The 13,387-nt window shown below is 73.3% G+C and carries 11 protein-coding genes; 3 read left to right on the top strand and 8 right to left on the bottom strand.

The genetic code is table 11. From position 1 onward, the window contains the following. Nucleotides 1–43 precede the first annotated feature (43 nt). On the bottom strand, nucleotides 44–544 hold the full coding sequence (locus AB5J87_RS31785) for a hypothetical protein (protein WP_369381713.1): 501 nt from the start codon (nucleotides 542–544) through the stop codon (nucleotides 44–46). Nucleotides 545–601: 57 nt separating this feature from the next. Then, nucleotides 602–3,535 carry an AAA family ATPase gene (locus AB5J87_RS31780; RefSeq protein ID WP_369381711.1) on the bottom strand — a complete coding sequence of 978 codons (2,934 nt, stop codon included), beginning with the start codon at nucleotides 3,533–3,535 and terminating at the stop codon, nucleotides 602–604. Nucleotides 3,536–3,785: 250 nt separating this feature from the next. Here AB5J87_RS31780 and AB5J87_RS31775 point away from each other — a divergent pair, with 250 nt between their 5' ends. Next, complete coding sequence (locus AB5J87_RS31775; RefSeq protein ID WP_369381709.1) at nucleotides 3,786–4,847, top strand: isoafricanol synthase; 1,062 nt, start codon at nucleotides 3,786–3,788, stop codon at nucleotides 4,845–4,847. Nucleotides 4,848–4,912: 65 nt separating this feature from the next. On the opposite strand, the gene AB5J87_RS31770 is transcribed toward AB5J87_RS31775, so the two are convergent. The 6 genes from AB5J87_RS31770 to AB5J87_RS31745 form a co-directional block, all read right to left on the bottom strand. After that, nucleotides 4,913–5,503: an ABATE domain-containing protein gene (locus tag AB5J87_RS31770; protein WP_369381707.1), complete on the bottom strand. Its 591-nt coding sequence runs from the start codon at nucleotides 5,501–5,503 to the stop codon at nucleotides 4,913–4,915. 160 nt (nucleotides 5,504–5,663) lie between these two features. Next, nucleotides 5,664–5,903: a DUF397 domain-containing protein gene (locus tag AB5J87_RS31765; protein ID WP_369381704.1), complete on the bottom strand. Its 240-nt coding sequence runs from the start codon at nucleotides 5,901–5,903 to the stop codon at nucleotides 5,664–5,666. A 139-nt stretch (nucleotides 5,904–6,042) separates the two neighbouring features. Next, entirely contained in the window at nucleotides 6,043–7,221 is a 1,179-nt protein-coding gene (locus AB5J87_RS31760) for a thiolase domain-containing protein (RefSeq protein ID WP_369381702.1), read from the bottom strand. Then, a complete protein-coding gene (locus AB5J87_RS31755) occupies nucleotides 7,218–8,273 on the bottom strand; it encodes a thiolase domain-containing protein (RefSeq protein WP_369381700.1) in 1,056 nt (351 codons plus the stop codon). The genes AB5J87_RS31760 and AB5J87_RS31755 overlap by 4 nt, the downstream gene beginning before the upstream one ends. After that, complete coding sequence (locus AB5J87_RS31750; RefSeq protein WP_369381697.1) at nucleotides 8,273–9,220, bottom strand: Zn-ribbon domain-containing OB-fold protein; 948 nt, start codon at nucleotides 9,218–9,220, stop codon at nucleotides 8,273–8,275. The genes AB5J87_RS31755 and AB5J87_RS31750 overlap by 1 nt, the downstream gene beginning before the upstream one ends. A gap of 12 nt (nucleotides 9,221–9,232) precedes the next feature. Continuing rightward, entirely contained in the window at nucleotides 9,233–10,033 is an 801-nt protein-coding gene (locus tag AB5J87_RS31745) for a crotonase/enoyl-CoA hydratase family protein (RefSeq protein ID WP_369381695.1), read from the bottom strand. Between the two features lie 167 nt (nucleotides 10,034–10,200). Between AB5J87_RS31745 and AB5J87_RS31740 the strand changes: the two genes are divergently transcribed. Both AB5J87_RS31740 and paaK read left to right on the top strand, forming a co-directional pair. Next, entirely contained in the window at nucleotides 10,201–11,829 is a 1,629-nt protein-coding gene (locus tag AB5J87_RS31740; RefSeq protein ID WP_369381693.1) for an acyl-CoA synthetase, read from the top strand. Between the two features lie 184 nt (nucleotides 11,830–12,013). Next, complete coding sequence (paaK, locus tag AB5J87_RS31735; protein ID WP_369381692.1) at nucleotides 12,014–13,312, top strand: phenylacetate--CoA ligase PaaK; 1,299 nt, start codon at nucleotides 12,014–12,016, stop codon at nucleotides 13,310–13,312. Nucleotides 13,313–13,387 lie beyond the last annotated feature (75 nt).

Raw genomic sequence — 13,387 nt, 5'->3', positions numbered from 1 at the left:
CGCCGACCTGGTGGTGGCGGGCCGCGGAGCCGCCGGTGGCGGGTCAGCCCTGCTGGAAGAGCTCCGCGGGCAGCGGCTTCAGGAGCGCGTACAGGTCGTCCGTGATCGGCCGGTCCCAGCTGGCGATGGTGACGAGCACCTTGTCGCTGCGGTCGAACTGGACGCAGGAGATCCGGCTCTCCGAGAGCTTGAGGCGCCGCACGATGAGCAGGTTGTCGCCCTGCATCACGGGGATGTCCTCGGAGCCGGTGACCTCGACCGGCTCGTCGTTCTCCAGGGCCACCAGGAGCTGGGCGACCTCGAAGGGGATCTGGCCGTCGACGAGCTCGCGGGCCGGGGAGCCCTCCGGCAGGTTGCCGATGACCATGGCGGGGCCGCGACCGCCGAAGAGGTCGTAGCGCAGGAAGACGCCCTGGCAGCTTCCGTCGGGGGCGGGCAGCAGCCCGGCACCGAGGTTTCCGGGCCAGTCGCCCGGGTCCATGGCCAGGACATCGAAGTCCGGGCCCGCGGGAGTGGCGGAGCTGCGGCGGCGGAGGAACGACATGCCGCCCATGGTACGTGGCCGGGGCACCTCGACGGGCCCCGGCCCACGTCTGTCGGCTCAGCGGGGCGTCGGGCCCGGGAACGGCCGGTTCTCGGCGTGCCGCAGCAGCTCCGGCAGGCCCGCCAGATCCGTGCCGATCTTGCGGAAGACGCCGGAGAGCAGCAGTTCCACGTTCCGCTCGCGCACGCCGAGCTCCTCGGCGATCCGGGCGTTGTCCCAGCCCCGGGCCGCCCGGTCCGCCACCGTCTTCTCCTGGGCGGTCAGCGAGTCCGTGCCCACCGCGCGCAGCCGCAGCGGGCGCAGCCCGGACGCGGCCAGCTCGTCCCTGGCCCGGGCGGCGAGCGCGTCGGCGCCGCACACCACGGCGCTCTCCATGCCCCGCACGAGCAGCTCGCAGGCGTCCTGGGGCAGCCCGGCGCGGCTGAGCGCCGTGCCGTGGTCGACCAGGGCGCAGGCCAGCTCGTACGCCGAGGGCGAGCGCTCCAGATACTGCACGGCCTCCGCGAGCAGCTTGAGGCTGTGGGCGCCGGTGGTGACCCTCGCCGCGGCGTGCAGGGCCCGGCCGATGGCGCCGGCCGTGCCGAACCTGCGGGCCAGCTCCACGCCCTCGTCGGCCACCTTGACGGCCTCGGCGGGGTCCGACTGGGCCAGCGCCTCGGCGAGCAGCGGGCGCCAGGGGCACCACGCCGGGTTGCGCATGCCCCGCCGGTCGAGGCGGCGGCCGACCGCGCGCAGCCGTGCCTCGGCGTCGCCGCGCAGGCCCCGGGCGAGCAGCAGTCCGCTGTAGACCGTCTCGGAGTCGGGGTAGACCACGGCGTTGGGGACGACCTGGCCGTAGTTGTACCGGTCGGAGAGGTCCTGCGCCTCGTCGACGCGGCCCCGGGCCAGCAGGATCTCGATCAGGATGCCGAGCGCGAACCACTGGGCGGGGATGCGCTGGCCCACCCGGTCGGCGATCCGCAGCCCGCCGTGGACCAGGTCCTCGGCCTCGGCGAGACGGCCCCGGCGGAACCGGATGTAGCCGAGCAGGGTGAGCCCGAACGAGAGGTGGGCGCCGCGCCAGCCCCGGCTCTCGCACTCCGCGATGCCCTTGCTGAAGAGCTCGTCGGCGCGGCCGGGCTGGTCGCAGTACATGAAGGTGAGCGCGACCAGGACCGGGACCTCGAAGCCCCAGTCGTCGTCGGTCCAGGACAGTCCTTCGCCGAGCGCCTCCTCCGCGTAGCTCACCGCCGTGGCGGCGGGCTCGCCGCGGACCATGGCGTCCCAGGCGCGCAGCCCCAGGATGTAGCGCTCGGCCATGCCCCGGGTGGTGAGGTGGTCGGCGAGGCGGGCCAGGCGCCGGGAGCGGGCGGCCGAGTCCTCCTCGTCGGCGCGGAACGCGTTCCACATGAACGTCTCCGCCTGCATCCGCAGCCGGGTCCGGGGGTTCGAGGAGTTGCGGGCCTCGGCGGCGACGGTGTCGGCGGCGTCCTTCATCCGGTCGGCGTGCGCCAGCGCCTGGGCGAGCCGGTAGGTGATGGACTCGCGCAGGGCGGGCGCGAGCTCCGGCTCCTCCAGCGCGGCCTGCAAGTGGTTGACCGTGGTGGCGGGCTCGCTGAGCAGCGCCGAGCAGCCGAGTTCGAAGAGCACCTCGGCCCGGTCCTCCAGGGCGGGCGGTTCCCGCAGCGCGCGGGCCAGACAGCGGCGGGCCGCCTCGGGCGCGCCGGCGCGCATGCACTCACGGGCGGCGGCCCGCAGCTGGCGGACGGCCCAGCGGTCGTTGTCGGGATGCATCTCCAGCAGGTGCCGGGCGGCGACCGTGGGGCCCAGGCCCGCCTCGGTGACCGACACGGCGGCCTGGCCGTGCATCGCCACCCGCATCGCGGGCGGGATGGCGCGGTAGACGGAGGTGCCGACCAGCGGGTGGAAGAAGTCGAGCCGGTCCGGGTCGTCGTCGGAGCGGGCCGCGAGGATACGGGCGTCGCGCAGCTTCTGCACGGCGTCCACCGCCTCCTCGACGCCGAGTCCGGCGACGCTGCTCGCCATGTGCGGCTCGACGGCCGTGCCGAGGACGGCGACGGCCCAGGCGAGCCGGACCGCCGAGGGGCCGAGCCGCTCCATGCGTTCGATGAGTCCGCTGCCGCGCGCCGAGGAGGCGAGCTCGCGCAGCTCTCCCGCGTTGGCGTAGTGCGGTTTGATGTTCCGCTCGCGGATCTTGGCCATCAGCTCGACGGCCTCGAACGGGTTGCCGCCGGTGAGCGCCCAGCACTCGCGCGAGAACATGTCGTCGGCGCCGCTCTGGAGCACGTGGTGCACCAGTTTGCCGACGCCGTGCGGCGAGAGCGGGGTGAGGCTCAGCGGCCGGGAGCCGTGCCGCTCGGCGAGCCTGCGGAACTCCGTCGCCTGTACGGGCAGTTCCTCGGGCCGGTAGGCCACCACGATGAGGATCGGCAGCTCGCCCGAGCGCAGGGCGAAGGAGCTCAGCCAGGTGAGCGACTCGTCGTCCGCCCAGTGCGCGTCGTCGACGATGAGCACCACGGGCGGGTGCTCGACGGCGACCCGCGTCACCAGCCAGTCGAGGCCGTCCCGGACGCCCTGCGGGTCCGGGGAGGCGCCCGGTTCGGCCACCAGGCCGACCGCGGGCGCCACGATGTCGTACCAGCTCCCGAGTATCCGGCGGTGCTCCGGTTCGCCCGCCGCGGCGAGCACGGGCTGCACCAGCTGGCGCACGACGTGGAAGGCCACGCCCTGTTCCTGCTCGCCGCCCCGGGCGTACAGCATGGTGCACTCGCGCCCGGCCGCCATCCTGCGCAGCTCGGCGATCAGACTGGTCTTGCCCAGACCGGCGGCGCCGGAGATCGCGAGCAGTCCGCCGATGCGCGAGGCGCTGTCCGGATCCGGTCCCGTACCGCACAGGTCGTCCAACATGCCTTCGAGGAGCGAGAGTTCGCTCTCCCGCTCGAACAGCCTCCGATGCGGACCAATGATCCGCCGGCCTTTCGTGTCCGCCACAACCGTCCCCTTTTGACAGTAGGGCCGAGCCTACGCTTTCGGACACGCACCGTGACACCGATGTGACCGTCTTGCAAAGTCGGCTTGACTAACTGACCGGGATCTGCTCGTTGTTGACCCGATTTTCAGGGGGCGCGAAGTACCGGCGTTCACGCGGCTTGTGCCGTTCGGGCCACCGGCGCACTATGAGCTCTCCGGACAGCAGCTCCGCCCATGGCTGCTCACCCTTCGGCACAGAGGAGGCGGAGCGATGTCGTTCCCAGCCGACACACCGCTGTCCGAGGCGCGCACCGGCCTCGTCGACATCCCGTTCCCCGCCCGCTGCCATCCGCGCCACGATCTGGCGCGTCAGCACACGCTGGACTGGCTTCACCGGTTCGGGATGCTGGCGGGCAAGCGCGCGACGGAGGAGTACGACGCGATGGGCCTCGAACGGCTGATGGCGTACTTCTATCCGGACGCCAGCGACGCCGACCTGGCCCTCGCCACCGACCTCAACGCCTGGTTCTTCGTCTTCGACGACCAGTTCGACGGTCCGATCGGCCGGCAGCCCGACGCGGTGGCCCGGCAGATCGACATCATGCTCCGCACCATGAGCGACCGGGGTCCGGCCCCCGGCGACCCCACCAACCATCTGGCGGGCACCCTCGCCGAGCTGTGGCAGCGGCTCGGCGAGGGCACCCCGATGCTCTGGCGCGAGCGCTTCCGCGACCACTGGCGGGACTATCTGACGGCCTATCACTGGGAGGCGGTGAACCGCACCCGCACCGGTCTGCCCTCGCTGCCCGGGTTCCTGCGCGGGCGCCGCGACTCCATAGGCGTACAGCCCTGTCTCGACCTGGTCGAGCGGTGCGGGCGGTACACACTGCCCCACGAGTTGCACAGCGGCAGCCCGTTGGCCGAAATGCGCTGGATCACCGCCGATGTGGTGATCTTCGTGAACGACATCGTCTCGGCCGACAAGGAGCTGGCCGCCGGGGACGTCAACAACAGCGTGATCATCCTGCACAAGGGGTCCGGGATGTCGGTGGCCCGGGCGGCCCGGGAGGTGGCCCGGATGGCCAACTCCCGGGTGGAGCGCTTCCAGGCGCTGGCGGCCGAGCTCTCCGACGCGCTCGCGGGCGCGGGCGTCTCGGACCAGCTGCGCGCCCGGGTCGACGACTACGTGGCGGGGATGCGGGCACTGATGAGCGGCAACCTGGCGTGGTCGCGCACGACGGCGCGGTACAACGAGACCGGGGTGCAGGCGGTGACGCGCGGGCAGCGGCCCTGGGCGCACCTCTTCGACGAGCCCCGGGCCCTGGAAGCCTGAGCGCCCGCCCCGGGGGCCCGTCGGTGAACCCCTGCCCGCGCGCCCCGGCGCCGGGCGGGGGTGGCTCAGGCGGGGGCGCGGTGGCGCCGCTGGTGGCGGGCGACCCGGGCGCGGTTGCCGCAGGAGGGCCCGCACCACTCCTGGCGCGGGTGCTCCTTGAGGAAGTAGCGCACGCAGCGGGGTGCGTGGCAGGCCCGCAGCCGGGCGCGGTCGGGCCCGGCGAGGAAGGCGACGGCGGCGCGGGCGAGGGCGGCGCACAGGGCCGTGACGGCATCGGCCGACTCCGCCCGGTCGACCGCTCGCGGCTGGTCGCCCTCGGACCACTCCAGGCCCGGTACGCAGGGGACGGCCGCCGCCGCCGAGTTGACCTGGGCCAGCGCGTCGGCGAACGGGAGCAGCCGCTGGGCGTCGGCCGGGCTCGGCGGGTCCGGGCGCACGGCGCGCGCGAACAGGGCGCGCACGGCCGCGCGCAGCTCGCGGACGGTGCGCAGCGCGGCGGCGTCGGCGGTGAAGCCGGCCACGGCCGGGGGCAGGTCCGTACGCTCGCGCACCCATGCCGTGAGCGCCTCGGGCGAGCCGAGGTCGTCGGCGACTCCGCCCCGGCCGTCGTGGCGGAGGGTGAGCGCGAGGTCGAGTACGAGGCGGTGGTCGGCCATGCGCTAATGGTAACCACGCCGGTAGGCGTTAGCCGCGGCTCGGCCCGCCCGGTCCCGTACCGCTCCGACCGGGGGCAGCTCCGGCCCGCAGCGCCGCCGTCCGGTACGCGGCACGGCCCCGCCCCCGGCGGCCGTACCGCCGGGGTGCGGGACGCCGGGCTCAGGTGAGGTCGAACTCGCCGTCGCGCGCGTTGAGCACGAAGGCGCGCCACTCGGCCGGGTTGAAGATCAGCGACGGACTTCCGGGGCGTCCGCCGTTGCGCATGGCGATGAACCCCTCCACGAACGCGATCTGCACGTCTCCCGTCCCCTGGCTGCTCGACCTCCAGTCCGCGTTGCTGAGATCGAGCTCCGGCTTGTCCCAACCCACGAGGGTCTGCTGGGTGGTGCTCTCGCTCACGTCCCTGCTCCTCCCGTTTCCCTGTCGTCCGGGGCCAGACTAGCGATCGCGTCCGGTCCCGGACAGGCCACGGAAGGAGTACCCCGGCCCGCCCGCGGCCCCACCCACCCGGGTACGGGGAACCGGGGCCCCGCCCCGGCTACCGGCTCGGCGGCCGGGCGCCGACCAGCCACATCGCGAAGAACTGCGCCCCGCCGCCGTAGGCGTGCCCCAGTGCCGTGCGCGCCCCGTCGACCTGGTGCTCACCGGCCCGGCCCCGCACCTGCAGCGCGGCCTCGGCGAAGCGGATCATGCCGGAGGCGCCGATGGGGTTGGTGGACAGGACCCCGCCCGAGGGGTTCACCGGGAGATCGCCGTCCAGCTCGGTGACCCCCGACTCGGTGAGCTTCCAGCCCTCGCCCTCGGCCGCGAACCCCAGGTTCTCCAGCCACATCGGCTCGTACCAGGAGAACGGCACGTACATCTCCACCGCGTCGATCTCGCGGCGCGGGTCGGTGATGCCGGCCTGGCGGTAGACGTCGGCGGCGCAGTCCTTCCCGGCCCGGGGCGAGACGAAGTCCTTGCCGGCGAAGAGGGTGGGCTCGCTGCGCATCGCCCCGCCCCGCACCCAGGCGGGCGGATGCGGGGAACGGGCCGCGCCCGTACGGTCGGTGAGGACCATCGCGCACGCCCCGTCCGAGGACGGGCAGGTCTCCGAGTAGCGGATGGGGTCCCAGAGCATCGGCGAGGACCGCACCTTCTCCAGGGTGATGTCCTTCTCGTGCAGATGCGCGTACGGGTTCTTCAGCGCGTTGCGCCGGTCCTTGTAGGCGACCAGCGAGCCGACCCCGGCGGGCGCCCCGGTGCGCCGGATGTACGCGCGCACGTGCGGCGCGAAGAACCCTCCGGCGCCCGCGAGCAGCGGCTGCTGGAAGGGGATCGGCAGGGACAGGCCCCACATGGCGTTGGACTCGGACTGCTTCTCGAAGGCCAGCGTCAGTACGGTGCGGTGGACCCGGGCGGCCACCAGGTTCGCCGCGACCAGTGCGGTGGAGCCGCCGACCGAGCCCGCCGTGTGCACCCGCAGCAGCGGTTTGCCGACCGCGCCGAGCGCGTCCGCCAGATAGAGCTCCGGCATCATCACGCCCTCGAAGAAGTCGGGCGCCTTGCCGATGACCACCGCGTCGATGTCGGCCCAGCCCAACTCGGCGTCCGCCAGCGCGCGTTGGGCGGCCTCGCGGACCAGCCCCGCGATGGAGACGTCGTGGCGGGCGGCCACGTGCTTGGTCTGGCCGACGCCGACGACGGCCACCGGCTCCTTGTTGACGGCCGCGCTCATGACGGCTCCCCCTCCAGGACGGCGACGAGGTTCTGCTGGAGGCACGGCCCGGAGGTGGCGTGGGCCAGCGCCCGGTCGGACTCGCCCCGGTGGATGCGGGCAGCCGCCTCGCCGATGCGGATCAGCCCGGCGGCCATCATGGGGTTGGCGGCCAGCGCGCCCCCGGACGGGTTGACGCGCACCGCCTCCCCGAGCTTCAGGGCCTTGCGCAGGACGACCTCCTGCGAGCTGAAGGGCGCGTGCAACTCGGCCGTGTCCACGGGGCGTTCGAAGGCTCCCGCCCGCTCGGCCGCGAGCCGGGTGGAGGGCGAGTCGGTGAGGTCGCGCACGCCCAGGCCGTGCGGCTCCACGCGGTGGTCGATGCCCCGGATCCAGGCGGGCCGCGCGCACAGCCGCCGGGCCGTGTCCCCGGCGGCCAGGACGACGGCGGCGGCCCCGTCCCCGACCGGCGGGCAGTCGCCGGTGCGCAGCGGGCCCACCACGTACTCGCCCGGGTCCCGGGCGCCGGGCAGCTGGGCGTGCGGGTTGGCGCGGGCGGACTCGCGGCTGCGGGCCGCGATGCGCGCCAGCTCCGGCTCGTCGGTGTCGCCCGCGTCGATCAGCGCCCGCGCCTGGAGGGCGGCCAGCGCCACCGAGTCGGGCCACAGGGGCGCCACGTAGTACGGGTCGAGCTGCCGGGTCAGTACGGAACGCAGGTCGCCGGGCGAGGACTTGCCGTAGGAGTAGACGAGCGCGGTGTCCGCCTCGCCGGTGAGCAGCTTCACCCACGCCTCGTAGAGCGCCCAGGCGCCGTCCGTCTCCACGTGCGACTCGGCGATCGGCGGCCAGGCGCCCACCCCGTCGAGCGCCATGGTGAACGAGAAGGCGCGGCCGGCGAGATAGTCCGAGGAGCCCGAGCAGGTGAAGCCGATGTCACCGGTCCGCAGCCCGGTCCGGTCCAGGACCTCGTGCAGGACCGGCATCAGCAGTTCGACCTCGGAGAGTTCGTCCGTGCGGCGCCGGTGGTCGGTCTGCGCGAAGGCGACGACGGCGACGTCCCTGGCCGGATCCATCAGATCAGCTCCTTGTACGTGTCGTAGTCGGCGTCGGGCTCGCCCGTGGGCCGGTAGTGGTCGGGGTGGCGGCCGTCCTCGCTCCACACCGGTTCGACCCGCAGACCCATCCGCACCTGGTCGTACGGGATGCCGCCGATCCGGCCGTGCAGGGCCAGGTCGGCGCCGTCCAGGGCGATGTGCGCGTAGACGTAGGGCACTTCGATGTCCAGGTTCTTGGCCTTGATGTTGACGATGCAGAAGGTGGTGACCGTGCCGGCCGGGCCCACCTCCACCCGTTCGTCGGTGGCGACCCCGCAGGTGGGGCAGGCGCCGCGCGGCGGGACGTAGACCTTGCGGCACGAGGGGCAGCGCTCGCCGACGGTCCTGCGCTCGGCCAGGGCTTCGAGGTAGCGGGTCTGGGCGCGGCCGGGGCCGTAGGTGTAGTCGAGGCGGGCCGGGGCGAGGATCGAGGTGACCGGATCGGTGAACACGCCCCCGTGCGGGGCGCCGGTCCGCTCGCCGGGCCCGCCCTCGTACGGCTCGAAGCAGGCGATGTCGGTGATGGCGCCGGTCCGTTCGGCGGCCCAGCGCACCCGGACCCGCATCCCGGTGCGCACGGCCTCCGGGTCCGGTGCGTCCAGGGCGTGCAGCAGGGCGGTGTCGGCGCCGTCGAGCCGCACCAGGACCCAGGCGAAGGGGCGGTCGAGGGGCTGGCCCCGGCGGGGCGAGGGGTTCCAGGCCCAGGTGGTGACGGTGCCGGTCGGGTCGACTTGGACGAGGTCGCGCAGTTCGTCGGCGGTGACCGGGTCGTATTCGACGGGCGGCACCAGGGTCCGGCCGTCGGTGGTCCGCACTCCCAGGACGGTCCGTTCGCGCAGGCCGGTCAGGAAGGCGCTCTGCACGGGGCCGAGGGAGCGGGTGAAGGGGAATTCGACCACCAGGGGGGCGCTGAGGATCTCGGGCATCGGGGCTCCTTGTCAGGCGCGCCGGTAGACGGGCGGGCGCTTCTCGGCGAAGGCGCGGGCGCCTTCCTTGGCGTCGGCGGTGTCGAACACCGGCCAGCCGCGCGCGAGTTCGGCGGCGAGGCCGTCGGTCTCGGTCAGCTCCGCCGTCTCGTACACCGACGCCTTGACCGCCTCGACGGCGAGCGGGCCGCAGGCGTTGATCTGCTCGGCGACCGCCAGGGCCCGCTCCAGGGCGGTGCCGTCGGGCACGACGTGCCCGATCAGCCCGATGGAGTGCGCCTCGGCGGCGGTGTAGGGCCGTCCGGTGAGCAGCATCTCCAGGGCGTGGGTGCGCGGGATCTGGCGCTGGAGGCGGACGGTGGAGCCGCCGATGGGGAAGAGTCCGCGCCGCACCTCGAAGAGGCCGAAGGTGGCGCTCTCGCCCGCGACGCGGATATCGGTCCCCTGGAGGATCTCGGTGCCGCCCGCCACACAGACGCCCTCGACGGCCGCGATCACGGGTTTGCGGGGGCGGTGGTGGCGGAGCATCGCCTTCCAGTGCAGGTCCGGGTCGGCCTTGAGCCGGTCCCGGTGCTCCTCGCCCGCCATGCCGCCGCCCGCCAGGGCCTTGAGGTCCATGCCCGCGCAGAACGCGCCGCCCGCGCCGGTCAGGACGATCGAGCGGACGGTGTCGTCGGCGTCCGCCTCCAGCCAGCCGTCGTGGAGGCCGACCAGCATGGACAGCGAGAGCGCGTTCCTGGCCTGCGGCCGGTTCAGGGTGAGGACGAGTGTGGCGCCTTCGCGCCGGAGGTCGAGGTGTTCGGTGCCGCCCATGGGGCCTGCCTTTCCGTCGCCGGACTGGAACAGGTTGCAGGAGCCGGGGGCCCAGTACAAGAGTTTTCTGACAGTCAGTCAGATTCATTGAACCGGCGCCCTTCCCACTTGCGGCCCGCTCTGCTCTGATGACGGCCACATCGATGGCGCCTGGGTCAGGAGGAGCGGTGGAGTACAACCTTGCCGACCTGTTCGAGTCGGTCGTCGACGTGGTCCCCGACCGCGAGGCACTCGTCCATCTCGACCACCCCGGTACGGGCGCCGAGCGGCGGCTCACCTACCGGCAGCTGGACTCGGCCGCCAACCGGATCGCCCACCACCTCCTCGACAGCGGCGTCCGCCCCGGCGAGCACCTCGGGCTGCACCTGTACAACGGCGTGGAGTACCTCCAGACCGTGCTCGGGTGCCTCAAGGCCCGGATCGTCCCGGTCAACGTCAACTACCGCTATGTGGAAGACGAACTGGTCTACCTCTACCGGGACGCCGACCTCGCGGCGCTGGTCTTCGACGCGGAGTTCACCGGGCGGGTGGCCGGGGCCCTGCCGCACACCGGGAAGCTGCGCCACCTCGTCCGGGTCGGCGCCCCGCCCGAGGACGCGCCGGAGCTCGACGCCGTGCCGTTCGCCGAGGCCGAGGCGGCCTCCTCCGGCGCGCGCGGCTTCGGCCCCCGCTCCCCCGACGACCTCTTCATCATCTACACCGGCGGCACCACCGGGATGCCCAAGGGCGTGATGTGGCGCCAGGAGGACCTGTTCTTCTCGGGCCTGGGCGGCGGTGCGCCGACCGGCGAGCCGGTGTCCCGGCCGCAGGAGCTGGCCGAGCGGGTCGCGGCGGGCGGCTCGGGCATCACGTTCTTCCCCACGCCCCCCTTGATGCACGGCACTTCCACGCTCACCGCGTTCATCGGCTTCAACTTCGGCCAGCGCATCGTCATCCACCGCAAGTTCGTCCCCGAGGAGGTCCTGCGCACGGTGGAGAAGGAGCGGGTCACCAGCATGTCGCTGGTGGGGGACGCGATGCTGCGCCCGCTCATCGACGCGCTCAACGGCCCGCTGAGGGGCACCGACTGCTCCTCCCTGTTCAGCGTCTCCTCGTCCGGCGCGATCATGTCGGAGACGGTCCGGGCCCAGTTCAGCGCGCTGGTGCCGAACGCGCTGCTGCTCAACAACTTCGGCTCGTCCGAGTCCGGCTTCAACGGCACCGCCACCGACGACTCCGGCCCGGCCAACGGCTTCCGACTGCGCGTCAACTCCCGTACGGCGGTGGTCGACCCGGCCACCCACGAGCCGGTGAAGCCGGGCGAGCCCGGCCGGATCGCCCAGCGCGGCCATGTGCCGCTCGGCTACTACAACGATCCCGCGAAGACCGCCGAGACGTTCTTCCAGCGGGGCGAGGAGCGCTGGGTGCTGCTCGGGGACATGGCCACCGTCGACGACGACGGCATCGTCACCGTCCTGGGCCGGGGGTCGCAGTGCATCAACACCGGCGGCGAGAAGGTGTATCCGGAGGAGGTCGAGCAGGCGCTGAAGTCCCATCCGGACGTGTACGACGCGCTGGTGGCGGGCGTGCCGGACACCACCTGGGGCGCCCAGGTGGCGGCGGTGGTGCAGCTGCGGGAGGGCGCCGGGCCGCTCTCCCTGGCCGACCTCCAGGCCCACTGCCGCACCAGCCTGGCCGGTTACAAGGTGCCGCGCCGCCTGGTGATCGCCGCCGGCATCCAGCGCTCGCCCAGCGGCAAGGCGGACTACCGCTGGGCGCGGGCGGTCGCGGCGGCGGGCGACTCCCCCGCCGGGTGACCTCCGCTCCCGCACCTCCGCACCCGCACCTCCGCGGCTCCGCCCGGGGCGGGCAACGCGTTGTCCACAGCCCTTGACGGTGTGGCCGGATGGCTGGATTACTGATCCCAGGCGGATCTACCGAATGATCGGTCGTCCGATTTCGCCTGTCGGAGGCCGGACGGAGTGAGGACGGGAGCGGCCCATGGAGCCCTTGCTGGACGCGGCGGAGCGGCTGGACCGTGCGGAGCTGGCGGCGCTCCAGCTGGACCGCCTGCGGGGCTCGCTGCGCCACGCGTACGAGAACGTGGGGTTCTACCGCGAGGCGTTCGACAAGGCGGGGATACGGCCGCAGGACTGCCGCTCGCTCGCGGACCTCGCCCGCTTCCCGTTCACCACCAAGGCGGATCTGCGCGACCACTACCCGTTCGGGATGTTCGCCGTCCCCCAGTCCGCGGTCCGCCGCGTCCACGCCTCCAGCGGCACCACCGGCCGCCCGACCGTGGTGGGATACACCGAGCGCGACCTGGACACCTGGGCGGACGTGGTGGCGCGCTCGATCCGCGCGGCGGGCGGCAGACCGGGCGACAAGGTCCATGTGGCGTACGGATACGGGCTGTTCACCGGCGGACTGGGCGCGCACTACGGGGCGGAGCGACTCGGCTGCACGGTGATCCCCGCCTCCGGCGGCATGACGGCCCGTCAGGTCCAGCTGATCCAGGACTTCCGCCCCGACATCATCATGGTGACCCCGTCGTACATGCTGACCCTGCTCGACGAGTTCGAGCGGCAGGGCATCGACCCCCGGACGACCTCGCTGCGGGTCGGGGTGTTCGGCGCCGAGCCGTGGACGGAGGAGATGCGCCGCGAGATCGAGGAGCGCTTCGCCATCGACGCGGTGGACATCTACGGGCTGTCGGAGGTGATGGGCCCCGGGGTGGCCCAGGAGTGCGTGGAGACCAAGGACGGCCTGCACATCTGGGAGGACCACTTCTACCCGGAGATCGTCGACCCGCTCACCGGTGAGGTGCTGCCCGAGGGCGAGCGCGGCGAGCTCGTCTTCACCTCGCTGACCAAGGAGGCCATGCCGGTCGTCCGCTACCGCACCCGCGATCTGACCCGGCTGCTGCCGGGCACCGCGCGGGTCTTCCGCCGGATGGAGAAGGTCACCGGCCGCAGCGACGACCTGGTGATCCTGCGCGGGGTCAATCTCTTCCCCACCCAGATCGAGGAGATCGTGCTGCGCACGCCCGGCGTCGCACCGCACTTCCAGCTCCGCCTCACCAAGGAGGGCAGGCTGGACGCGCTGACGGTCCGGGTGGAGGCGCGCACCGGCGCCGGGTCCGAGCAGCGCGAGGCGGCGGCGCGGGCGATCGCGGCGGCGGTCAAGGACGGCATCGGCGTCTCGGTGGGGGTGGAGGTGGTCGATCCGGAGACGATCGAGCGCTCGGTGGGCAAGTTCAAGCGGATCGTGGATCTGCGCGGGGGCGGCACGGGGGGCTGAAAGCGGATCGCGGGTCTGTGGGGCAGCGCCAGCGGGTCCTGAACTCCCGCCCGCGCCACGGTTGTTGGGCAACGC

It is taken from the genome of Streptomyces sp. cg36 (genome assembly GCF_041080675.1).
Taxonomy (GTDB): Bacteria; Actinomycetota; Actinomycetes; order Streptomycetales; family Streptomycetaceae; genus Streptomyces.
This window is presented reverse-complemented; position numbering and strand designations above follow the sequence as displayed.